This window comes from Serratia entomophila (assembly GCF_021462285.1).
Taxonomy (GTDB): domain Bacteria; phylum Pseudomonadota; class Gammaproteobacteria; order Enterobacterales; family Enterobacteriaceae; genus Serratia; species Serratia entomophila.
In genome coordinates this window covers 1,612,805-1,637,442 of the sequence record NZ_CP082787.1, presented here as the reverse complement: position 1 = coordinate 1,637,442, position 24,638 = coordinate 1,612,805, and the positions used below count along the sequence as shown (strand labels likewise).

The 24,638-nt window shown below is 52.3% G+C and carries 19 protein-coding genes; 5 read left to right on the top strand and 14 right to left on the bottom strand.

Going from position 1 to position 24,638, the window contains the following annotated elements:
• Positions 1–60: 60 nt before the first annotated feature.
• The 9 genes from KHA73_RS08095 to galU form a co-directional block, all read right to left on the bottom strand.
• On the bottom strand, positions 61–963 hold the full coding sequence (locus KHA73_RS08095; protein ID WP_234590168.1) for a glycosyltransferase family 2 protein: 903 nt from the start codon (positions 961–963) through the stop codon (positions 61–63).
• Positions 964–1,166: 203 nt separating this feature from the next.
• Positions 1,167–2,228: a glycosyltransferase gene (locus KHA73_RS08090; protein ID WP_234590167.1), complete on the bottom strand. Its 1,062-nt coding sequence runs from the start codon at positions 2,226–2,228 to the stop codon at positions 1,167–1,169.
• A gap of 17 nt (positions 2,229–2,245) precedes the next feature.
• The gene (locus tag KHA73_RS08085; RefSeq protein ID WP_234590166.1) at positions 2,246–3,355 is read right to left on the bottom strand and encodes a glycosyltransferase; all 1,110 of its coding nucleotides are present in this window, start codon (positions 3,353–3,355) and stop codon (positions 2,246–2,248) included.
• 4 nt (positions 3,356–3,359) lie between these two features.
• Complete coding sequence (locus tag KHA73_RS08080; protein WP_234590165.1) at positions 3,360–4,577, bottom strand: EpsG family protein; 1,218 nt, start codon at positions 4,575–4,577, stop codon at positions 3,360–3,362.
• A gap of 97 nt (positions 4,578–4,674) precedes the next feature.
• Positions 4,675–6,849, bottom strand: a complete 2,175-nt coding sequence (gene wzc, locus KHA73_RS08075; protein WP_234590164.1) for a tyrosine-protein kinase Wzc — start codon at positions 6,847–6,849, stop codon at positions 4,675–4,677.
• A gap of 16 nt (positions 6,850–6,865) precedes the next feature.
• Positions 6,866–7,300: an arsenate reductase/protein-tyrosine-phosphatase family protein gene (locus KHA73_RS08070; protein WP_234590163.1), complete on the bottom strand. Its 435-nt coding sequence runs from the start codon at positions 7,298–7,300 to the stop codon at positions 6,866–6,868.
• Positions 7,301–7,306: 6 nt separating this feature from the next.
• On the bottom strand, positions 7,307–8,440 hold the full coding sequence (locus tag KHA73_RS08065) for a polysaccharide export protein (RefSeq protein WP_234590162.1): 1,134 nt from the start codon (positions 8,438–8,440) through the stop codon (positions 7,307–7,309).
• Between the two features lie 283 nt (positions 8,441–8,723).
• The gene (locus KHA73_RS08060) at positions 8,724–9,617 is read right to left on the bottom strand and encodes a sugar phosphate nucleotidyltransferase (protein WP_234590161.1); all 894 of its coding nucleotides are present in this window, start codon (positions 9,615–9,617) and stop codon (positions 8,724–8,726) included.
• A 45-nt stretch (positions 9,618–9,662) separates the two neighbouring features.
• Positions 9,663–10,562 carry a UTP--glucose-1-phosphate uridylyltransferase GalU gene (gene galU, locus KHA73_RS08055; RefSeq protein WP_234590160.1) on the bottom strand — a complete coding sequence of 300 codons (900 nt, stop codon included), beginning with the start codon at positions 10,560–10,562 and terminating at the stop codon, positions 9,663–9,665.
• 646 nt (positions 10,563–11,208) lie between these two features.
• Here galU and KHA73_RS08050 point away from each other — a divergent pair.
• Complete coding sequence (locus tag KHA73_RS08050) at positions 11,209–12,795, top strand: TerC family protein (RefSeq protein WP_234590159.1); 1,587 nt, start codon at positions 11,209–11,211, stop codon at positions 12,793–12,795.
• Positions 12,796–12,815: 20 nt separating this feature from the next.
• Here the strand turns inward: KHA73_RS08050 and dcuC are convergent, their stop codons facing one another.
• The 4 genes from dcuC to udk all read right to left on the bottom strand — a co-directional run bounded on the left by dcuC (position 12,816) and on the right by udk (position 17,571).
• Positions 12,816–14,174 carry an anaerobic C4-dicarboxylate transporter DcuC gene (gene dcuC, locus KHA73_RS08045; protein WP_234590158.1) on the bottom strand — a complete coding sequence of 453 codons (1,359 nt, stop codon included), beginning with the start codon at positions 14,172–14,174 and terminating at the stop codon, positions 12,816–12,818.
• Positions 14,175–14,346: 172 nt separating this feature from the next.
• The gene (gene asmA, locus KHA73_RS08040; RefSeq protein WP_234590157.1) at positions 14,347–16,179 is read right to left on the bottom strand and encodes an outer membrane assembly protein AsmA; all 1,833 of its coding nucleotides are present in this window, start codon (positions 16,177–16,179) and stop codon (positions 14,347–14,349) included.
• A 44-nt stretch (positions 16,180–16,223) separates the two neighbouring features.
• The gene (gene dcd / locus KHA73_RS08035; protein WP_234590156.1) at positions 16,224–16,805 is read right to left on the bottom strand and encodes a dCTP deaminase; all 582 of its coding nucleotides are present in this window, start codon (positions 16,803–16,805) and stop codon (positions 16,224–16,226) included.
• A 124-nt stretch (positions 16,806–16,929) separates the two neighbouring features.
• A complete protein-coding gene (udk, locus tag KHA73_RS08030; protein WP_061798457.1) occupies positions 16,930–17,571 on the bottom strand; it encodes a uridine kinase in 642 nt (213 codons plus the stop codon).
• Between the two features lie 289 nt (positions 17,572–17,860).
• Here udk and KHA73_RS08025 point away from each other — a divergent pair, with 289 nt between their 5' ends.
• Entirely contained in the window at positions 17,861–18,514 is a 654-nt protein-coding gene (locus KHA73_RS08025; protein WP_234590155.1) for a phosphatase PAP2 family protein, read from the top strand.
• Between the two features lie 44 nt (positions 18,515–18,558).
• Here the strand turns inward: KHA73_RS08025 and apbC are convergent, their stop codons facing one another.
• Positions 18,559–19,671 (bottom strand): iron-sulfur cluster carrier protein ApbC, encoded by a 1,113-nt coding sequence (gene apbC / locus KHA73_RS08020; RefSeq protein WP_234590154.1) that lies wholly within the window; start codon positions 19,669–19,671, stop codon positions 18,559–18,561.
• Positions 19,672–19,830: 159 nt separating this feature from the next.
• Between apbC and metG the strand changes: the two genes are divergently transcribed.
• From metG to KHA73_RS08005, 3 genes are all read left to right on the top strand, one after another.
• Complete coding sequence (metG, locus tag KHA73_RS08015) at positions 19,831–21,858, top strand: methionine--tRNA ligase (RefSeq protein WP_234590153.1); 2,028 nt, start codon at positions 19,831–19,833, stop codon at positions 21,856–21,858.
• 235 nt (positions 21,859–22,093) lie between these two features.
• Positions 22,094–23,164, top strand: a complete 1,071-nt coding sequence (locus KHA73_RS08010; RefSeq protein WP_234590152.1) for a sugar ABC transporter substrate-binding protein — start codon at positions 22,094–22,096, stop codon at positions 23,162–23,164.
• A gap of 132 nt (positions 23,165–23,296) precedes the next feature.
• Positions 23,297–24,514 (top strand): MFS transporter, encoded by a 1,218-nt coding sequence (locus KHA73_RS08005; protein WP_234590151.1) that lies wholly within the window; start codon positions 23,297–23,299, stop codon positions 24,512–24,514.
• Positions 24,515–24,638 lie beyond the last annotated feature (124 nt).

The window sequence follows — 24,638 nt, the reverse complement described above, 5'->3', positions numbered from 1 at the left end:
TGCCATGATATACACTCTCATATAGATGGATTTTTAAACACCTAAAATTAGCGACTATATCTAAAAGTGACGGCCTTTAAAAAAAATATTTCTCACAAGGTTTTTACCAAATATGGTAAAAGTCTCCACGCCTCTGATCAACCGACCATTTGTAAAGCTCTTCACAATACCAAGAACATGACTATCCTTATCGGTGGTGATCTTAGATTCAATGCAGGCATGAATCATTTTTAGTTTATTTTGTCCTTTCTTGGAAAGCTGAGGCATAAACTCTCTCTCGAAAAGAATTCTGTTTTGATAACCTTTATAGCCTTTGCTGCCGGAGGTTATCCTAAATTCTTCATGATCGTTATGTACCGCTAATCTTTCATGTAATACGCCAACGGAAAAGTTATTTTTTAATATTTTGTATATAAACACATGGTCCTGGAATCTTGGCGTATCAAAAAATCCGCCAATAGAAACTGCGACGGCTCGCTTCATGAATATCATTGGCGTAAAGGAGACACCGGCCAGCACGAAGCTTTCAACATTAGAACATTGAGCTTTATAATAATTATCTTTTAAAATCTCATTACCCTGAAGTATGTCCATATCGCAGAGACAAACATCGATATTTTCTTTTTTCAGAAAAGCCAGTTGCTTCTCTATTTTTTCAGGATGGTAATAATCGTCATCATCCAAAAAAGTTATATATTCACCGGTTGCTTGCTCGATACCTGAATTTCTAGCCGCAGCCCCTCCCCCATTTTTATCACGCTGATAATAAATTACACGAGAGTCATGCGCATACATTTTTAGCATATTTTCTGTTTGCAAACGGCTTTCACTGCCACCATGGTTATCATCGACAATAACGATTTCGACATTATGATGTGACTGTGACAGTACGCTATCAATTGCACGTATTAATAAATCACTCCGACCATAAGTTGGAATAATTACGCTAACTTTATCTTCCATAATACCCTCAAAAAATGATGTAACACGTCTATTACTCTGCTTAGCCCATGGTTTTAATTCATAGAGTAATAAGCAAGCAATTGATGACGCTTAATTTATCCGAAAACAGTCGATTAAAATCTATAGATTCTTAGCGCGGAACACAGGTTAGTTCAACTCAAATTTAGTTATCAGAAACAACAGCCGCACTATGAAACAAGAAATTAACTCCTGTATAGTTTGAATGTTTTTTCAATCATTTTTTTAGAGGTGAAGTTGTTCTTGTAAAAATCAATAGCATTTTCTTTCATTCCCTGCAGCTGCTGTTTATCAAGGCTCAGCAATATCCGGCACGCTTCATCTACATCGCCAATTGGAAATAAAAACCCCGTATAGCCCTCTTTTACTACCTCAGGCAGTGAGCTGCAACGAGATGCGACAACGGGTAGCCCATAGCTTTGCGCTTCAACCGCGACCAATCCAAAAGATTCCCAGCGGCTGGGCATCAACAACACGTCTGCCTGCAGATAATAATCTGCCATATTCTCTTTGCTAACCCAACCGGAATATATAATGTTATCCGCCTGTACAAGCTCTGGATTTGAAAGGACGCCGCCTCCAACAACCACAACTCTGCATTTATTTCCGAGTTTGTCGGCGACTTGTTCAACAATATCAATACCCTTTTGGAAGTCTAGCCGCCCTACAAAAAGAATATTTAAGGTGTCATCTTGAACGTCAGGTTGGCTATATTTCTCGACTATAGTTTCTGGAGGTTCCACGCCATTATAAATAATGATAAGTTTATCTTTATTTAATCCCCATTTTACAGCTTCATCATACTCAAACTGACTTACACAAATTATCAAGTCTGTTTTATAAGACAGCACTTTTTCAATGATGGCATATATTTTCTTTTTATTATTACTTGAATCCATCAAAAAGGAAAAAGCATGTGGACAATATATTACCTTTGGATTACCCGGGAGGAAAAATAATAGTCCACGACAGATAAAACCGGCAAACGAGCTATGGATATGTACAATGTCAGGACGTTCGTTTTTGTAGAGGCTAATAAATGCCATTGCCAAAGAGAAGAGCGACCGAATGTTGCGACCTGAACGTTTAAAAGTATGAACCCTTGCTTTTGTATCTTTAATTTCTTCGCACTGCTCTTCGGGAACGAGACAGATAACGTTGAAATTTTCCGTATCCTTTGTCAATTGTCTTAAAATCGTTGCGACTCCACCTTTAATGGTTTCCGCCACATGTAATATTTTTTTCATTCGGTTAACTCACGATTTCATTGAAGTAGTTCTTCATAGAGGTCATGTATTTTTTCACCTGTCCTCTCAGAAAAAAGAAATTCATTGCGCTTAGATTCACTGATGTGAATCAATTTTCGCTTACCCAAGCTTAGTTCTTCAAGAATATCGGCTAATTTTTCCGAGTCCAATTTCTCGAATAAATAACCCGTTTCGGCATCAATAACCACATCTTTTAGTCCATTGATGCTTGTCGTAATCACCGTACGATTTCTTATCATCGCTTCAATAGCGACTAAACCTGCTTGCTCCCATAAGGAAGGCATAACGATAATGGGCACGTCTTTCATCAACAACCAAGGCGCCTCGGAGTATCCATTAAAGATAACCTTTTCAGACAAACCCAGCGAACTGACCTGGCTCTCTAATTTCGGCCGATCTTCACCATCACCGACCAACATTAACTCAAAATCGATGCCTCGCTGGTTTATCTTGCCCAAGGCATCGATCAACGTCGGCAGCCCTTTTTGCTTCGTGACTCTTCCGATAAAACCTAGCTTTAACTTACCGTTATTTTGCGGCTCATTTCCATGGTAAAGCTCGTCCTCATTCGGTGCTGATGTTCCGTTATAGATCAAACGTACATTCTTTCTTTTCCCATCCCTGGAAATCACCCCAAATGACTCACGTGACAATGTAATATACCGATCGGCCATGAATGAAAAGTTTCGTGAAATCTCATCATAATTAGCTGTCGGACCGCCATGCCCCGTATGGACGATTTTGAAATCCCCGCCCAATAATTTAGCGCCAAAAGCAACGATAAGCGAATAAATAGAATGGGTATGAACAATATCGGGCTTAAATTGGGTTGCAGCCTTCTTTAAGGATCGTATGTTACCTAATATATCCTTTTTGTTCTTTGCAGAAGGATTGTCAAATAACTCTATGCCAGTATCTATAAAATTTTGCTTTCTGCGCCCCCCACTGCAATCAGCGAGAATTGACACAGTTACTTTTTTTTCATTTATTAGGAAATTGCTCGTTTTAAGAATAACATCTTCGGTTCCTCCCGCATCGAGTACAGGAAAAACATTCATCACTTTTTTCACTTTCATCTTTTCTTCAATCTGAGCGGCAGTTGACATAGCATTATTTCATCCAAAAATAGAGCGGATAATCCCCGATCCAATCATAGTTTGTCCAAAACTCTAATCCTGTTGCAGCTCCCATAATGCCGTAGAATGGACCTACAGTTATGAATTTAAAGATGAAATACAAAATCAGCAACATTCTAAATATTGTCGATATTCGCGAAAATGATAAGAACAGCAGATACCCCATCAAAAATACTGACATCGCCATAAACAAACGATCCGATGCTAGTGGGATAGGCAATAACAAAATATATGCTGCACCGCCCCATACGGTAAAGCTTCTCCAGCCTTTTAGTTTTTCATTTTTATCGAAATAAAAGGAACCGGCAACAATCATTATAATAAGAGAGAAGAAAAATGCCAGCAGCGTGACGACGCTGTCTTTATCCATATAGTATTGGAATTTAAAACTGGCTACACCTAGCAACCTTTGCGAAACTATCGTATTGACCAGGAACTGGAAGGAAAGCACAAATACGCCAATAAGACCCAAACCTATAATTTTATACTTAGTCTTGTCGCTAATGAAAATTCTTAATATAAAATAAATCGGAATAGACGTCAGGTGCGTGAAAATCGCCAAGGCTGTAAAGAAAGTTGATTTTATCTTGCTTCTATTTAAGTAACCTATTGCAAGCAATAATATCGGTGTTGCTAGTGCCTGTCGAATCTGAATAGAGAGAATTAATAACCCTACAATGCCTAACGAAGCCGCAAGGCAGAGGTTCTTTTTATGCCGACTGATATGTTCCAGACCAAACTTTTCAAGCCAAATATAATAAATTATATAAGGCAAAAAAACAAATACTGTGGTAAAGGTGTCTTTTTCAACTGGCTTGTCCGTAGTGATAGCCAGTAATTTGAATAATCCACCTAAGACAAACTCCCACCCAGCAGAATATGAGCTAAAATAATCAGCACCATAGAATATCCTTTTATAAACAGGATAATAAACAAATGTTATATCGTCAATCGCTGTACCATTGAAGTTACGAGAGGCTACATATACGGTCCCTGAGAGAACAATAAGCACACCTAACGTTCTTCTGGTTAGATTTTTTACCTCTGGAGCAAGTGCCAATAAAATAAGAGAAAGGTAAAAAGAAATAAAGGGTGATATGGTAAAGACCAGCCATAAGAATATAGCTGTAATAAGCATGAAGTTGTTATATCTATACCCACTATCAACAGGGCCGTCTTTATATTCTCTCATATGTAATTAACCATATCTTCCATAGAAACTCTGCCCATTTCTTAACGCATGCATGTCAATACGGCTGATAGCGTTGCTATCAGCCGTATTTTTATTACTACTTATATGAATAATCGTAGCTATTGTAGCCGTAGGTATAATAACCAGAGGTCTTCTTGACTATGGCGTTGATAATGACGCCTTTCACATCAATACCATTCTGCTCAAGTCTTCTGATGGAAACATCCACTTCTTTCGGTGTATTCACACCAAAACGAGCAACCATCAATGTCGTACCGGCATTTTTACCTATGATAGCAGCATCGGTCACAGCCAGAATTGGCGGAGTATCTACTAACACCAGATCGTAATTTTCACTCGCCCACTTCAAAACCTCATTGAAACGCGCGTGCATTAACAATTCAGAAGGGTTCGGCGGCACCTTACCGCGGCTGATGAAATCGAAATTGGCAATTGGAGTCTGTTTTACTGCACTGGCCGCAGATAATTTCCCCGATAAAATATCAGACAAACCTTCGGTACCGGCAACACCAATAAGTTCGTGAGCATAGCCTTTGCGCATATCGCTATCGATAAACAGCACTTTGATGCCGGCCTGAGCAACCACCCCAGCCAGGTTGGCACTGACGAAAGTTTTACCGATACCAGGGCTGGCGCCGGTAATCATCAAAATATTGTTTTTCGCTTCCATCATTGCGAAGTGCAAGCTGGTGCGAAGGCTGCGGATAGCTTCAATCGCCAGATCGGCAGGGTTACCAATAACCAGCAAGTTATCTGCGTTAGTGTTACTGGATTTAATTTTCTGGCGTTTATTCCTGGCAAGCAACTCTCTGTCTTTCTTGCGTTGCCATTCTGACAATGGAATGCTGGCATAAACGTTAATGCCGTATTCTTCCAATTGTTCAGGGCTCTCAATGCGGCGCAGCAAGAATGCCTTCAGCAGTACATAGCCACCGGACAGAAACAGACCAATCAGGATACCTAATGCCAATACGACCATTTTGCGAGGTTTGACAGGTTTTTCCTGTGTTACTGCCGGGTCTACGATGCGTACATAGCCTACGGTACTCGCCTTCGAAATTTGCAGTTCTTGCTGCCTGTTCAGCAACTGCATATAAACTTCTTGCCCAGACTGAACGTCACGGCTTAAACGCACAATTTCTTGTTGCGTCTTAGGCATCAGGTTTACTTTTTTATTTAACCGCTCTTTTTCGTCTTCTAAGGTCTTTCTCTTTTCCAGCAACGCCCTATAGGCCGGGTGCTCCTTGGTGTACAGCTTAGAAATATCTGCCTCTTTGAACGTTAGTTCATTCAATTGTGTATCGGCAGAGACCAAAGAATCTAAAACAGATTTAGCTTCTAAAGGCAGGTCAACGGAATCGTTTTTCTGTCGGAACTGATTCAGTTTATTCTCGGCAGCATCCAGCTCAGAACGCGTAGCTGGCAGTTGAGTTTGCAAGAACGCCAAGCTTTTAGCGTCTTCTTCCGATTTGCGAGCAATATTCTGCTGCAAATAGTTCCCGATGATGCTATTGAGGATTTCGCTGATTTTTACCGGATCTTCACCGGTCAGGTCCAATTCCAGCACCCCGGTATTTTTTCCGCGATCGGTAACGCTCAGGCTGGCCAAAAGAGAATTCATCGCTTTTTGCATCGACCGATGTGAAACGGTAAATGTGGTGCCCGGTTTCGCCTCTAGCGAGGTGATAAAGATGCTGACGCCGTCTTTATTTGACGGTTCGCCTACCTTGCCTTTAAAGAGCGTCTTATCGTCTTTAACCACGCTGTAAGTTTGCCCATCGCCGACCACCAGCGTTATGACTTGTTTTTCCCACTCTTCTGGCAGCGTGAATTGAGAAACAGTAACTACGCCGGGTTTATTGCCAATCAGGCGATTATAACCGCGACCAAAAATAGGGAAGTAATCCTGTTCGACCGCGGTAGTCAGATTCATGTCCTCGACGGTTTTTCCTAAAACCATTCTGGACTGAATCAACTCAATCTCAGGAGCAGACTCGGGTTGGCTATCAGGCAAGATCTTGTTGATATCACCCAATATGGAGTTAGCGCTCTTTTGCTCAACCTGTACTAAGGCGTCTGCACTGTAGATCGGCGTGGAAAAAATGGCGTAAATAATGGCGATGGTTAAACATGCGGCGGTAACGCCAATAACCAACCAACGATGGTCAATCAGTTCGCCAATAAAACGCCCTATGTCAATGTCATCAGAGCTCTGTTTCTCTGGAGTATTCACTCGGTTTCTTTCTAGCATTGGGAATCCTGACTTGCTATCGGCTTAAGACTTGTGCCCATTTTTGGGCCGAATGGTCGAGCAAGCTATAGACATGTTCAAATGCTTCATAGCTTTTTCGGTATGGATCGGGAATTTCATGCTGATTCAGCCAGTGGCCAAATAGCATGGTTTTACCTCTAACTTCCGGCGCCAAACGGCCCACGGCGTCTATGTGTTCTTTTTCCATCACGAGAATCAAATCATATTCCCGACACATAGCCGTTGTGAGTTGCTGCGCCTTATGCCCATCCAAAGAAAGGCCATGCGCACGCGCAGTATCGCTGGCATGTACATCGGCAGGCTTATCCACCAAAGCCCCTAAGCCCGCCGACGCTATTTTTTTGTGCGGTAGCGCTTGTTTCAACAGCCGCTCCCCCGTGGGGGAGCGACAAATATTACCGACACAAACTACGAGTATCGAATCAAACATGATTGCTTACCACGTATGGATATAGCGAACGGTTTCTGTCATATCATGTACGCCAGTGATCGTTGGAATCAGCTGCCCAATCACGCGGTTCCAACGAACCAACGGCGCCGTGGTTACATAAACAATGTCATACGGCTGAAGCTGGAACTCGGTTCCCATCACCAGCGCTGAAGCGTCTTTGGCGTTCAATTGATAGATATTGGCGATCTTTTTACCTTCACTACCACGCAGTGGGCGAATAACGAATACGCCGGTTGCATCAGAGGAGGTTTGATCCAAACCTTGCGCGTTGCCCAAGGCTTCGGTCAGGGTCATTCCGCTACGATCCATTTTCAGGGTATTTTGCTGCTTCACTTCACCCATCACGAACACTTTCAGATCGTCATTGCGCGGTACGTAGAGAATATCGCCTGGGTACAGCAGGTGGTTTTGCGTCAGATCGCCTTTTTGCATCAGCGCCTGCAGGGAGATTTTTTGCTCTCGGCCATTATGCGTCAACACGACGTTGCGCCAATCCGCGTTTTCTGTCAGACCACCGGCCGCATTAATCGCGTCCATAATCGTCAGGGGAACGTTAGTGATTGGCTGCTGGCCTGACTTACTCACTTCACCGGTGATGTAAGCCTTTTGAGAACGGAAAGCCGCCACGCTGACATCGACCTGAGGGCTCTCGATAAACTGAGCCAATCGCCCGGCGATATCCGTGCGCACCTGGCCTAACGTCTTGCCTTCAACCCTGACCTTGCCGATATAAGGATAGAAAATAGCTCCGTCAGAGTTTACCCAGTTACCCGTATCGCTGGCGCTACGATATTGCCCGGCGGGCGTGGTCAATTCCGGGTGATCCCACACGGTGACCATCAGCACATCGCCGACACCAATCCGGTATTCGTAATTTTTAAGCTCGCGCTCTAATGGGGCATTATTTTGCGCTATCACGCTCTTTGGCCGCATTTTTTCAATTAGCCCAGGCGTCATTGGGTAAATATTAACTAACTCATCCAGGTTGAAGTCGCTGTCTTCCTGTTTGACAACGTCCTTACCCATCGTGGAAAGATGAGTTCCAGGAGCAATTGTGCATCCGCTGATCACGCCGATCGATACCAGTAACGGTATCAGTTTCCATTGTTTTTTTGCCATCGAGTTATCATCACTTTCAAAGTAAATATATCTGCCGAGCTACGTTACCTGACCAGCCTTGGCTACACCGCAGCATGCGCTACAAAATTTTTGCCAAGTCTGGCATCTGTCGAAAGACTTGGCAAAGTAAGGATGCTCATATTGAGCCAGCGTTGAAGAACCGAGCTGTACGATTATGGAATAATCGACCACTATAGTCCAACATGATGACTAATCATCGAAACAACGCTTCCAGAGAAAACAGAGTACAGCGCAAACTGCCGTTTTTGCCAATCGCGCGCTGTTACAACGACAGCTGTTTAGCCCATTCTCTGAAGGCTTCCCCCTGCGTCGGATGCCGCAGACCATAGGTCACGAAAGCGCGCAGATAGCCAATTTTCTCACCGCAGTTGAATGACTCGCCAACCAGCTCCGTGGCTTCGACCGGCTTGTGCTTCAACAATTCGGCAATCGCATCGGTCAGCTGAATACGTCCCCATGCGCCGGGTTCGGTCTTTTCCAGAATAGGCCAGATATCGGCGGATAATACATAGCGGCCGACGGCGGAATAATTGGACTTCAGCTGGAGCTCCCGGCTCGGTTTCTCAATAATGGAGGTCATTCGGGCGCTCTCGCCGGGGTTCAGCGAGTTGGTCTCGCATTCCACCACCGAGTAATCGTAAAGAACGTTTTCATCCGCCGCCTGCACCAGAACCTGGCTCAGGCCAGACTGTTCAAAGCGAGAGATCAGATGCGGTAGGTTATCTTTTTTGAGGTCGGCTTTGGCATCATCCAGCAAGATGTCCGGCAGCAAAACCACAAAAGGCGAATCGCCAATCAAAGGCTTGGCGCACAGCACCGCGTGCCCCAGGCCTTTCGGCTGCCCCTGGCGAATATGCATCAGCGTCACGCCTTTCGGCGTGATGGACTTCACTTCGTCCAGCAATTGGCGCTTAACTCGCGCCTCGAGCATGGCTTCCAGTTCAAATGAGGTGTCGAAATGGTTTTCGATAGCGTTCTTGGATGAATGCGTCACCAGGATGATATCTTTAATGCCGGCGGCTACGCATTCATTCACGATGTACTGAATCAACGGTTTATCTACGATCGGCAACATCTCTTTCGGGATTGCCTTGGTTGCCGGCAACATATGCATACCCAATCCAGCAACAGGGATGACGGCCTTTAACTTAGTCATAAAAATCCTCTTCAAAATCGTGAGCGTATATCCGCCGCAGCCTGATTATTTAGCGTTCAATGTTTGCTTCAGCCACTGAGCGAAACCTTCGCCTTCAGTCTGATGGCGCAAGCCGTATTGAACGAAAGCTTTCATATAGCCCAGTTTGTCGCCACAGTCATGCGATTTGCCGCTCATGTGGAACGCCTCAACGGTTTCTTGCTCCATCAGCATGGCGATGGCATCCGTCAGCTGAATTTCATCGCCGGCGCCCGGTGGCGTTTTTTCCAGCAGAGGCCAAATATCGGCGGAAAGCACATAGCGGCCGACAACGGCCAGATTGGATGGCGCCTCTTCACGCGCGGGCTTTTCCACCACCGCGGTCATCGGGGTGCTTTCCCCTGCCGACAGTGCCTTACCGCCACAGTCCACCACGCCGTACTTAGACACGTCTTTTTCCGGGACCGGTTCCACCATGATCTGGCTATAGCCCGTCTCGTTGAAACGCTGGAGCATTTTGGCAAGGTTCTCCTTACGCAGATCCGCCGTGGAATCATCCAACAGCACATCCGGCAGCAGCACCACAAAGGCATCGTCACCCACCATAGGTTTCGCGCACAGCACCGCGTGCCCCAGCCCTTTAGCCTGGCCCTGGCGCACCTGCATTACGGTGACATCCGGCGGACAAATGCCTTTAACTTCTTCCAGCAGCTGGCGTTTCACGCGCGATTCCAGCACGGCTTCCAGTTCAAACGAGGTGTCGAAATGGTTTTCGATGGCGTTTTTTGAAGAATGGGTTACCAGCACAATATCCTTGATCCCCGCCGCCACACACTCGTTCACAATGTACTGAATCAAGGGCTTATCGACGACCGGCAGCATTTCTTTAGGAATAGCCTTTGTCGCAGGCAACATTCGGGTCCCTAAACCCGCTACTGGAATTACCGCCTTAAGTCTCTTTTGCATATTTTTTATCCACACTCGAATTACAAACAATTAATTTAAGTTAATATAATTCATATAGTTAGCTAGACATGCCGTTTAACCAGACACGCTACCGCCCTTGGCTTCCAGCTACCAATGCACTGTCAACAGCGATCAAATTTCAGCACGCTGACTTTTGCTCATATTTTATATCGGTATAGGAATTCACATCCAAAGCCGAGGTCGTCGGCCGACAAAACCAAAAAGGTTTCGGTTTTTTTATAACCAAACGATGGCTGTTGTTATCGTTTATATATGGCTAAGATTCTTATACTATTGACCTATTGATACAAGCCTTAGATACCAGGGGCAGAGTGTTTTCGGAATAAGACTACTCAAGGGAACGCGTTATTTAAATTGTAACAGACAGAGCAACTTGCAACATAATGATTTTAAACAATTATTATTTAACTGTCCCTTTTTTATCCTGCCAATAAGCTGAAATACGCATGCAAATGCCTAATATAACCACCTAATTTATAAAGGTTATTATTGCCATTCCAAGCATTGTTCTGATAATTGCCCTCGACGACACAACGCCAGCCTGATTAAAGTTGAATTTTCCTCCCTCAGCACTCATCATTCCCCTGCGGCATGAGCCGTCGAACTTACAGGTGAAATTGGGCGTATGGAATGGATCGCAGATCCAACAATTTGGGCCGGCCTGGCCACGCTGGTCGTGCTGGAAATCGTACTGGGTATAGACAACCTTATATTTATCGCCATTCTGGCGGAAAAACTCCCAAAACAACAAAGAGATAAAGCTCGCGTTGTCGGCCTGTTGCTGGCATTGCTGATGCGCCTCGCGCTGCTCGCCTCCATCTCTTGGTTGGCCACGCTCACCAAGCCCATGTTCGTGGTTGCTGAGCATCCTTTCAGCGGCCGGGATCTCATTATGCTGGTCGGGGGGATATTCCTGCTGTTCAAAGCCACCATGGAGCTGAATGAACGGCTGGAAGGCAAGGACGAGGAAGAGCACGGCCCACGCAAGGGCGCGCGTTTCTGGCCGGTGGTGGCGCAAATCGTGGTGCTGGACGCCGTCTTTTCACTCGATTCGGTGATCACCGCCGTCGGCATGGTCGATCACCTGGCGGTGATGATGATTGCCGTCTGTATCGCCATTGGCCTGATGTTGCTGGCCAGCAAGCCTCTGACCCGCTTCGTGAACGCTCACCCGACCATCGTCATTCTCTGCCTGAGCTTCCTGTTGATGATCGGCTTCAGCCTGGTCGCCGAAGGCTTCGGCTATTACATACCCAAAGGCTATCTCTACGCCGCGATCGGCTTCTCCGTCATGATCGAAGCCCTGAACCAACTGGCGCAATTTAACCGCCGGCGTTTCCTGTCCAAGGTGCGCCCGCTGCGCGAACGCACCGCCGAAGCCGTCTTGCGCATGCTGAGCGGCAAACATGAAGAGGCGGAAGTGGACAGCCATTCGGCCAGCCTGCTGGCCGACAGCGATAGCGAGAACGGCGAAATCTTCAACCGGCAAGAGCGACATATGATTGAGCGCGTGCTGGGTATGGCGCAGCGTACGGTCAGCAGCATCATGACTTCACGCCACGACGTCGAATACCTCGAGCTGAACGACCCGCAGGAAAAGCTGACGCAGTTGCTGGAGAAAAACCAGCATACGCGCATCGTGGTGGTGGAGAACAGCGGCAGTGACGAGCCTCTGGGGGTGATCCACACCATCGATGTGCTGAAGCAGCAGTTGGCCCAGGCGCCGTTGGATCTCCGCGCGCTGGTGCGCCAACCGCTGATCTTCCCCGAGCAGCTGACGTTGCTGGGCGCGCTGGAACAATTCCGTCAGGCGCAGACGCACTTCGCTTTTGTCGTGGATGAATTCGGCTCGGTGGAAGGCATAGTGACGCTCACCGACGTAATGGAAACCATCGCCGGCAACCTGCCGGAGGCCGGTGAAGACGTCGACGCGCGGCATGATATCCAGCAAAACGAAGATGGCAGTTGGCTCGCCAACGGCTATATGCCGCTGGAGGACCTGGTGCACTACCTGCCGCTGCCGCTGGAAGAAAAGCGCGAATACCATACCCTGGCGGGGCTGCTGATGGAGCACAGCCAACGCATCCCTCAGGAAGGTGAGCAGCTGCGGATCGGCGACTACCTGTTTGAACCGCTGGAAGTGAGCAGCCACCGCATCCTGAAGGTAAAAATCACCCCGCTGTCACCGCCGGAGCCCGATTACGAAGTCTGACGGGCGCCGGCGGCGGGTGGCTACGGATGCTGTGGAACCAGCAGCTCCGTCGCCACCACCACCACGATCAAGCCCACAATAACCGGTACCGACGTGCGTTTCACCACCTCAAAAGGTGAGATTTTCGCCATGCCGGACACCGCCACCACCACGCCGGAAACCGGTGACAGCGTCCGCCCCAGATTGGATGCCTGCAGCATGGGGATCACCAAATACGCCGGGTTCACCCCCATCTGCGCCGCCAGTTTGGGGATCAGCTCAACAAAAGCGTAGAAAGGGGCGTTGCCTGAACCGGTGGTCATCGCCGCCAGCATGGTAATCACCACCAACACCAGCATCATGATCAGGCCGCCGGTGCCAAACGACTGGGCCAGGCCAATCAGGCCGCTGATAAAGCCGACGGTGCTCAGCCCTTGGGCGAACACCCCGGCGGCCACCAACAGCATCACCACGCTGGCGAAAGCGTCCGCCATGCCGCGATATGCCACTTCCAGCCCACCGAATACCTGCCTGGCGCTGAAGCTGCGCGCGAACTCTATCAACGCCGCCAGCAGCATGCAGCCCACCAACAGGGTGATGATATGCAGTTCCGGCCCCCATTTGCCGTCGAACACCAGCACCCCGAGGATCGGCGTAAACGGCAGAATGGCGTAATAGCCCGGCGCGTGGGTGGTCATTTCGCTGACGTCCATGGCGTGATGCCGTTCGTTGTTCTTTCTGTCGAGATAACGCTGCCAGAAATAGTGCGCGACGCCCATGCAAACGATGGCCGCAATCGAGATCGGCAAGGTCGTTTTAAAAGCGAAATCCACCAGCGGCATCTCCGCCGCCTTGGCGGCCAGCACCACATCCCCTGAGGTCGGCGCCAGAATAATGGCGGCGGGCGAAGCGCAAATGGCCGCCGCCGCGCCGCGGCCGATCCCGACGTTAACCATCAGCGGAAACAGCGTCGCCATCAACAGCACGCCAAGGCCGGTGGCGGAAGACACCGCCAGCGACATCAGGCAAGCGACAAAATAGGCCGCCACCATCAACAGGTAAGGCGAGTTGATCATCTGCAGCGGGCGAGAAGCCAGCTTTACCACCACGTCATTGGCGCCAATGTGCGTCATGTAGGCCGCAAACCCGCACAACGCCATGATCATCATGCCCAGATCGCCGCCGCGGCTCATCAGCAGAATTTTGACGTATTCGATAATATCGGTAGCGCGCCATCCCGTCGATGCGGCACCGGCAGGCAACAGCGCCTTGCCCATCAGCGCGCTGATGGCCAGCAGCAACAGGCCGCCCACCATCAGGACCCCGGTGGCCGAATAGCCTTTGATGATGTAACGGCCAACGCCGGCCGCCACGGCGGCGCCGATCAGAAGTTCTATCATAGTCCCTCAACTTGTCATTTTTAGCGCACGGGGGCGCACCAGAATCGCGTAATAACGCATACTCTGCACAAACTCGGCGCAAACCGTCATGACATTCATCAAGGTAAATCAAGGAAATCATTGGCGGGAGAAACCAATGCGATGCGGGCCGCCGGGCCCGCATCCTGGGGGGTTAAAGCTTGTCGAGCAGTTTTTTCAGATCCTGACCTTCACGTGAGTCCTTGTTCTTCTCAGCCCACTTGTTCAACGCGTCCTTGGCGCGGTTCTGCAATGTATTACGCAGCACCCGATCGATCTGCAGCTGGTAGTTCAGCTGCTGCCACGGGCCATAGACCCGCAGGGGAATAGGCGTTTTCTGCAGCTGCTCGATCAATTCGCTGCGCCCCTGCCAGCCGCCGGTCACCTGCACGTTGAGCGTCATATCGCACTGCTTGCCCGGCATGTTGACCGTGCCGCCGCCGTTCAGGCTCAGCAACGACGACTCCGCTTTCATGTCGCTGATTTTTACCGTTCCCTGAGCCAAACTGGCTTTCGCCGCCAGCTGTTTAACCTCGGTATAACGCTGGTAATTGTCCTGCCCGCGCACGCTGCTGTCGTTCCGCGCCACCGCCTGCTGGATCAGCTGTTGGATGTTCAGCCCGTGCAGCTGCGCATCCTGCATCGCCAATTCAGCGGTCCCCCGCCAACGATGCTCAAAAGATTGTGAAGTAAGGCGATCGCCGGTCAGATCGCCCTGCATGCTGAATTTGCCGGTCAGCACCTGCGGCATATCGAACGCCTTGAGCACGGCGCCGAGTTCAACCTGTTTAAGCACCGGCTGAACGGCGATGATCGGTTTGTTACCGCGCGCATCCAACGTCCCGGGCAGAGAGAAATCCCCGCCGGCCAGTTGACCGGACAAGGTATCCAGCGTCAGCAACCCATGCTGGTTATTGCCCCGCACCGCCAGCTGAGAAATGTTCATGCCGCGGTAGGTCAGTTGGGCAACCTGCAGATTAAGTTGCGCATTGAAATCGCGCAGCGCGGTAAAGTTCTGTTGCTGATCGTCGACCTGGCTGGCGATAACCGGCGCGGAAGTCATCACCTGCGGCTCAGCCGCACTCGCGCTGGACTGCCAACCGGAAAGCGCATCCAGATTAAGATTCGCCGAAGTCAGATTCATGACATAGCTTGGCACCAGCGCCAGCGTGGCGCTGCCGCTGCCGGCAAACTGGCTGTCGTTGGCGCTGAAGTTCAGCTGGCTGAACGCAATTTGCTGCGGCGCCTGTTGATAGCTTACCTGCGCGCTGCCCTCCCCTTTGATGCCGCCATGCAAAATATCCGCCCCCTCCAGCTGATAGCTGAATTGAGTGACGCTGGCGTCGATCTGGCGCGGGTATTGTTGCAAGTCGATATCGGCCGCCAGGGTGAAGCTCAGATCGCGCTGATCGCGATTCACCCGGCTGGAAAGCTCCATCTGCGCCTGGCGTTTGTCATTTTGCTGCAGACTGAGGTTGATGTCCCTGACGTTGATCTGCTCGTTATCGGCCCGCTGCCAAATCAGCAGGCTATCGACGATCCGCAGATTATCGATATCGAATTTCCACGGCGTGTCCACGGATTCGGCGGTGTTGCCGGCCGGGGCGATGGGGGCATCAACCCGAGATTGTTCTTCACTGTCCGGCGTAAGGCGGATAACGGCGTTTTTGAGCATCACCTGTTTGACGAACAGCTGGTGCGACAACAGCGGCAACAGCTTGACGTCGAGGCGCATGTTGTCGGCGATCACCACCGGCGCCTGGGCCCCGGGCGCGGTCAACGTCATACGCCCGGCCAGAATGCTCAGCTGCGGCCAGATATGCCAGCGCAGATCGCCGTCGAGCGTGAGCTGATAACCGCTCTTTTGCTCGACTTTCTTGACCATATAGGCGCGAAAATCATTCGGATTAACCAACAGGACCAGCGCGGACATTCCCGCAACCAGCACAACCAGCAAAATCACCAACGTCGTCAGTAGTCTTCTCATGCCACCCTCTTGTCAGCGCCACACCGACAGTGCTTCCAGCGCCATTAGTCCTTGTCGATTCGACTGGCCACTGCACCCTGCTGATCGCGGTATTTGGCGTCCTGGCGGCTGTTGTAAGGACGAGCGGCCGGCCCGGATAGCGGTTCGAAACTCAACGCGCCGATCAGCATGCCCGGGCGTAACGCCAGCGGCAACTTACCTGAATTATAGAACTCCAGCACGATGCGCCCCTGCCAGCCGGGATCGATGCGGTGGGCGGTAACGTGGACCATCAGGCCCAAACGCGCCAGGGAAGAGCGGCCATCCAGCCAGCCGACCAAATCGTTGGGCAGCGTGACGGATTCGAGCGTCACCGCCAGCGCCAATTCTCCCGGATGCAGGAAAAAGGCCTCGCCTTCCGGCAAGACGATTTCGTCGCTCATTACGCGATCCAGCGCCGCGCTGACTTCGTCCTTGGGGCCGCTGAGATCGATAAAGGCGGCGGTATGGCCGCGAAACACGCGGAACTGGTTGCCCAAACGGACATCCACTGTGGCCCCGTTGATGCGCTCAATCGGCGGACGCGGTGAAATCACCAGTTTTTCGCTATCCAGCCAGGCTTCTATATCGCGGTCGCACAGTCTCATCTTTTTTCTCCATCAAAGCGCGTAACTAAACAAAAATTGCCACACAACGGGCGAAAGGTCTACGCCAGGGTGCAAATAGTTGGCCGCGGGCCGGAAAGCCAGGTTTTCCGGCCGTTAAGCGGCATTATTCAAAGAATTGGCTGATTTTGGCTTTCAGAATATCGATCGCGATGCGGTTCTTGCCGCCGCGCGGCACGATAATGTCGGCATATTGCTTGGAAGGCTCAATAAACTGCAGGAACATCGGGCGCACGGTTTTCTGGTATTGGGCCATCACCGAGTCCATAGAGCGGCCGCGTTCATTCACGTCGCGCTTCATGCGGCGCATCAGGCAAATATCCAGCGGCGTGTCGACGAAGATGGAGAAGTTCATTTCCTGGCGCAGGCGGATATCGGTCAACAGCAGGATCCCTTCCAAAATGATGACCTTCTTCGGTTCCAGATGAACGGTCTCTTTCTTACGCGTATGTTCGGTATAGCTGTACAACGGCAGCTCTATCGCCTTGCCTGACTTCAGCATTTGCAGATGCTGAAACAGCAGGTTGTGGTCCATGGCGCTCGGGTGGTCGTAGTTGGTTTTGACCCGTTCTTCCATGGTCAGATGCGTTTGGTCTTTGTAATAACTGTCTTCAGGGATCACGCCGATATGTTCATCGCCTACCTGGTCGCGGAGTTCACGATATAACGTACTGGCAATGAGGCTTTTTCCGGAGGCAGATGCGCCAGCTATACCAATAATGACGCACTGATGCGGCTTGTCAGTCATAAAATTAAAGACCTGATTTCGTAGTGTGAAGGGGGGGAACTAAAACGCGACAATTATAGGGAGTCAGCGGGCTTTGCGCCAGCTTTTAGCGTTGGAGCCGGCGGCCTGCGATGCGCGAGTAACCTCCCCCAGCGGGCGCTCGTCGGGTTTTCAGAACTTTTACACTACTTATTTAACAGCGCGCAGGGTAAGATTTTCGGTATTCCCTAACGGCCCGTTGGCGGCCTATACCCTTTGAGTTCATTGTGCAGACGATATTTCCATTTGTTTTTACTCAGGTTTTTCCCTAATGAATTGGTATTCCCTGACCTTTTTTGGCGACAGCATGCTGCTGCTGCCTTCCGGCATCATTATTTTCGCCATTTTGATTTTCGCCTACCCTACCTGGAAACAAACCTGGCAATGGATATTGCTGTTCGGCGGCGTCGGCGGCATCGTCTGCGCTTCCAAACTGGCGTTTATGGGTTGGGGCATCGGCATTCGCGAACTTGACTTCACCGGTTTCAGCGGGCATTCGGCGCTCTCCGCCAGCATCTGGCCGGTAATGCTTTGGCTGCTGACCGGGCGCTACTCCGCAAACGTGCGCAAAATCGCCGTGCTGTGCGGCTATGCGCTGGCGTTGCTGATCGGCTATTCGCGGCTGGCCATCCACGTGCACTCCGTCTCTGAAGTGGTCACCGGCCTGGCGCTGGGCTTTATCGTCAGCAGCACCTTCTTGTGGCTGCAGCGCAATGTTCCGCCGCCGCGCCTCTCCTACCGCAAAATCGCAGCCGCCCTGCTGCTGCCCATGGTGTTGATCAATAACGGCACCGCGGCCCCCACTCAGGGCCTGCTGGAATTTATCGCGGTGAGCATTGCGCCGGTAGAAAAACCCTTCACCCGCGAAGACCTGCACCTAGCCGCACCGGTGGCCTACCGCCCCGCCGGCAACGCGGCCCGCTAAAAAAAATCCCGGTCGCCCGGGATTTATCTTTTCACTCAATAAAACTACAGCGCGCGGAACGAGATTTCCGTCGGGATGGCATCGCCCTGCCAGTACATCTGGGCCGCTACCCGGCCGGCGAGCTGGCGATACATCTCGGCGAATTCGCTGTCCGGCCGGCTGATGACCGTCGGCTCCCCGCGATCCAGATCTTCACGCAGCGAGATATGCAGCGGCATCTGCCCCAACAGGCGGCTGTTGTATTTCTTCACCAGCTTCTCCGCGCCGCCGGTGCCGAAGACCGGCTCGTGGTGACCGCAGTTGCTGCAAATATGCACGCTCATGTTTTCCACGATGCCCAATACCGGCACGTGCACCTTCTCGAACATCACGATGCCCTTGGCGGCGTCCAACAGCGCGATGTCCTGCGGCGTGGTGACCACCAGCGCGCCGGTCACCGGAATGTTTTGCGACAGCGTCAGCTGGATGTCGCCAGTGCCCGGCGGCATGTCCAGCACCAGGTAATCCAGATCCGGCCACAGCGTATCCTGCAGCAGCTGCATCAGCGCCTTGCTGGCCATCGGGCCGCGCCAGACCATGGCGTTATCGTCGGTGACCAGGTAGCCGATGGAGTTGGTGGCCAGGCCGTGCGCCATGATCGGCGCCATGTGCTGGCCGTCCGGCGAGGTCGGGCGCTCGTGTTCGGTGCCCAGCATATTAGGGATCGATGGGCCATAGATGTCGGCGTCCAGAATGCCGACCCTGGCGCCTTCGGCGGCCAACGCCAGCGCCAGATTGACGGCGGTGCTGGATTTGCCCACCCCGCCCTTGCCGGAGCTGACGGCGATGATGTTGCGCACGCCTTTGATGCCGGGCTGATCGTTGGCGCGCTTCAGCGTGGTGATGTCATGCTTCAGCTTCCAGTCGATGGCGCCCGCGCCGGTCACACGCAGCAATTCGGCGCTAACGCTTTCCTGCAACGCCTCAAAGCCGCTCTGCCAGGCGAACGGCAGGGTCAATTCAATGTGCAGCACATTGTCCAACAGCGCGCAGTGATGAATGGCCTTCAGCGCGGTCAGGTTGTTTTTTAACGTCGGGTGTTCAAAGGCGGCCAGTACACCGGTCACCAGGGCACGCAGAACTTCGGGGTTGGTCTGCTCGGGGGATTTTGCGTTCATCCCGGCTCCTTGATTTTGAATGAGTCGCTTCCGGCTAAGCATACCAGAACTGCCCGGCGCCTGGCGCGCATAACCTGCAAGAAACCGCCCTAGCAGCGAGGGGCGCGATCGGTTAACATCGAAGGCCCTTTTATTTACTACAGAAACCAAGTTCTCACTATGGCTCAAGTCGCGAAAAAATTATTGGTGACGTGCGCGCTACCGTACGCAAATGGTTCCATCCATCTCGGCCACATGCTCGAGCACATCCAGGCGGATATCTGGGTTCGTTACCAACGAATGCGCGGCAACGAGGTTCATTTCATCTGTGCGGACGACGCGCACGGCACGCCAATCATGCTGAAAGCGCAGCAGATGGGCATCAAGCCGGAAGAAATGATCGCGGAAATGAGCCGGGAGCACCAACAGGATTTCGCCGGGTTTGGCATCAGCTATGACAACTATCATTCAACCCATAGCGATGAAAACCGTGAGCTGTCGAACCTGATTTACGGTCGCCTGAAAGAAAACGGCTTCATCAAGAACCGCACCATCTCGCAGTTGTACGATCCGGAGAAAGGCATGTTCCTGCCGGATCGCTTCGTGAAGGGCACCTGTCCGAAGTGCAAGTCGCCGGATCAATATGGCGACAACTGCGAAGTGTGCGGCTCAACCTACAGCCCGACCGAACTTATCGATCCGAAATCCGTCGTGTCCGGCGCCACGCCGGTGATGCGCGATTCCGAGCACTTCTTCTTCGATCTGCCTGAATTCAGCGCCATGCTGCAAGCCTGGACCCGCTCCGGCGCGCTGCAAGAGCAGGTGGCGAACAAGATGCAAGAGTGGTTCGAATCTGGCCTGCAGCAATGGGATATCTCCCGCGATGCGCCTTATTTCGGCTTTGAAATCCCGGATGCGCCGGGCAAATACTTCTATGTTTGGCTGGATGCGCCTATCGGCTACATGGGTTCGTTCAAAAACCTGTGCGACAAGCGCGGCGACCTGGACTTTGACGAATTCTGGCGTAAAGACTCCAGCACCGAGCTGTATCACTTTATCGGCAAAGACATCGTCTATTTCCACAGCCTGTTCTGGCCGGCAATGCTGGAAGGCAGCGGCTTCCGCAAGCCTACCAACCTGTTCGTGCACGGCTACGTGACGGTAAACGGCGCCAAGATGTCCAAATCGCGCGGCACCTTTATCAAGGCCGGCACCTATCTGCAGCATCTGGATGCCGACTGCCTGCGTTATTACTACGCCGCCAAGCTGTCTTCGCGCATCGACGATATCGACCTTAACCTGGAAGACTTCGTACAGCGCGTGAACGCCGACATCGTCAACAAAGTGGTGAACCTGGCTTCGCGCAACGCCGGCTTTATCAGCAAGCGTTTCGGCGGCCAACTGGCCGACAAGCTGGCCGACCCGGCGCTGTACCAAACTTTCGTCGATGCGGCGGAAAGCATTGCCGACGCCTACGCCAGCCGCGAATCCAGCCGCGCCATCCGCGAAATCATGGCGCTGGCCGATCTGGCCAACCGCTATGTGGATGAGCAAGCGCCGTGGGTGGTCGCGAAGGAAGAAGGCCGCGACGCCGACCTGCAGGCTATCTGCTCGATGGGCATCAACCTGTTCCGCGTGCTGATGACCTACCTGAAGCCGGTGCTGCCGTCGCTGACCGAACGCGCCGAGGCCTTCCTCAACGCCGAGCTGAGCTGGGACGCCATCCAGCAACCTCTGCTGGACCATCAGGTCAACGCGTTCAAAGCCTTGTTCAATCGTATTGATCTCGACAAGGTGAATGAAATGGTCAACGCCTCGAAAGAAGACATGGCCGCCGCCAAACCGGTGACCGGCCCGCTGGCCGAGGATCCTATTCAGGACACCATCAGCTTTGACGATTTCGCCAAGGTCGACATGCGCATCGCGCTGATCAAGAGCGCCGACTTTGTCGAAGGTTCCGACAAGCTGCTGAAGCTGCAGCTGGATCTGGGCGGCGAATCGCGCCAGATCTTCTCCGGCATTCGCTCAGCCTATCCGGACCCGAAAGCGCTGGAAGGCCGCTTGACCATCATGGTGGCCAACCTGGCGCCGCGTAAAATGCGCTTCGGCGTCTCCGAAGGCATGGTGATGGCGGCCGGCCCGGGCGGAAAAGAAATCTTCCTGCTCAGCCCCGACAGCGGCGCACTGCCGGGCATGCAGGTGAAATAACCGCCTCGTGCCTCTCTTCAAGGGTCGAGCTTGCTCGGCCCTTTTTATTGCCCGCCGCACCAAAAGTTATAAGCGCCTGCAAAAAGTCATAACCCGGCTGTTCCCTTAGCCCGCCGTATCTGGTTATGATGCTCCGACACAACAAATAGACGTCCAGACAGCAAGACTGCTATATGCTCGTATGCTTGAAGCCGCCACCCGGGATCGTTCTCACCTGTTTTTGGAGCCAATAATAATGAAAAACCTCAAGACTTCGCTGCTGGCCCTCGGCCTGCTGACCGCTGCGCCACTGTTCGCTGCAGAAAGCGCCGCACCGCTGCCGGCCGCCATTGCCCAACATCAGGGCCAAATACGCATCGCAGTGATCCGCAACCTGGGTTCCGACGACAACACCACCCAGTTTCTGGCCGGCGCCATTCAGGAAGGCCGCAAGCTGGGCTTTAAGGTGGATACCTTCCTCAGCAACGGCGACGACGCCCGCTTCCAGGACTTCGTCAACCAGGCCATCAGCCAGAAATACGACGGCATCATCCTCTCGCAGGGGCGAGCGCCCTATTCCACCGATTTGGTAAAACGCATTGCTGCGGCCGGCATCGCCGTTTCGGCATTTGATACCGACGTCAGCGGCAGCATTCCCGGCGTAACCGTTTCGCAGCAGGACGACGCCTCGCTGGCCAACGAATCCTTCGGCCAGTTGATCAAAGACTTTAACGGCAAAGCCAACATCATCAAACTGTGGGTGGCCGGCTTCCCGCCGATGGAGCGCCGCCAGGCCGCCTATCAGCAATTGCTGAAGCAGAACCCGGGCATCCATGAACTGGAATCCATAGGTGCGGTATCGTCCGACGTGCAGGGCGACACCGCCAACAAGGTGGGCGCGGTGCTGGCGAAATACCCGAAAGGCAAAATCGACGCCATCTGGGGCACCTGGGACGCCTTTGCTCAGGGCGCCTACAAAGCGTTGAAGGAAAACGGCCGTACCGAGATCAAGCTGTACAGCATCGACATTTCCAACCAGGATCTGCAACTGATGCGCGAAGCCAACAGCCCGTGGCGGGTCAGCGTTGCGGTGGATCCGAAGCTTATCGGCGCGGTCAACCTGCGGCTGGTGGCCAACAAGATCGCCGGCGAAGCGACGCCGGCTACCTACCAATTTAAGGCGGCCGCCATTCCGCAGGCGCTGCTGGTTGCGCAGCCGGGGCCGGTCAACGTCGCCGGGCTGGCGAAAATCATCCCCGGTTGGGGCACCAGCAACGACTTCATTCAGCCGTGGTTCGCCACGCTGCAGGCCAAAAACGGCAAATAACCGCGCTTTGCCAGAGGCTGCCGACGCAGCCTCTTTTTTTCAAACAATTAGCGCTTATTCCTCTTCCCTGTTGGCCAAAATAGGCTATGTTATCAACATCGCTTAATTACTGTATGCATAAACAGGCTCAACATGAAGGGATTCCCACCGCTGATCAACGCCTTGCTGGCCAGCTCGCTGGTGCTGACCATCGGCCGCGGCGTTACGCTGCCGTTTATCACCATCTACCTGACCGGGCATTTCCAGCTGCTGCCGAAAAGCGTGGGGATCATACTGGGCGTCAGCCTGGCGATCGGCATTATCGCCAGCCTGTACGGCGGCTATCTGGTGGACAAATTCAGCAAGAACCGGCTGATTCTGCTGTCGATCCTGCTGTTCGCGCTGAGCTTCTTCGCTATTCCCTGGATCCCGCGCCCCGGCGGCGCCATCGTGGTGCTGGCCATCTTGCACACCTGCTATTCAGTGTTGAGCATTACCATCAAGGCCTGCTTCGCCGACTGGCTGCCGGTGGAACTGCGCATCAAGGCCTTTTCCGTCAACTACACGCTGGTGAACGTCGGCTGGGCCATAGGCTCCTCGCTGGGGGTGATGGTGGCCGGGTTCAGCCCGCTGCTGCCGTTCTACCTTTCGGGCGGCCTGGCGCTGCTGACCGTGGCGACGCTGAGCCTGCGTTTGCGCCGCCAACCGCCGCAACCGCCGGCCGCCGCTGCCGCAACCGGAGCCGCACTGCCCAATTTCCGCCAGACGCTGGCCATCCTGCGCAACGATCGGCGGCTGATTTACTTCACCCTCGGCAGCACCCTGGGCGCGGTGGTGTTCGGCCAGTTCACCGGCTACCTGTCGCAATACCTCATCACCGTCTCCAGCGCAGAATTCGCCTATAAAATCATCGGGCTGGTGATGATCGTCAACGCCGGCATCGTGATCGCCCTGCAGTACCTGCTCAGCCGCGGCATGCGCCAGGAAAACATGCTGCGCTGGCTGGTGCTGGGCACCCTGTTCTTTATCGTCGGCCTGCTCGGCTTTATGCTGGCCGGCCAGTCGGTCTGGCTGTGGATGGCGGCGATGGCGGTGTTTACCCTGGGGGAAATTATCGTTATCCCGGTGGAATACATGTTCATCGATTTTATCGCCCCGCAGCACCTCAAAGGCAGCTACTACGGCGTGCAAAATCTCAGCGCGTTGGGCGGCGCCGTCAATCCGGTGCTTTGCGGCCTACTGCTCAGCTATGCCGCGCCGCAGCTGATGTTTGTCATGCTGATAGCCGCCACCTTGTTCAGCCTGCTGTTCTTTTTCCTCGGGCACCGGCTGGCGCGGCACCCGGCGGCGGTGGCCGAAGGCGCAGAATAACCGGGCGCGCTACACTTATCGCAAGCTGTCAACCCGCCAAAACGGCATGGCGGGCATAGCGAGAATTCATGGTGCGATCTGTGGCATGGCTCACAGTTTAATTGTATGATGAATACATCAATTA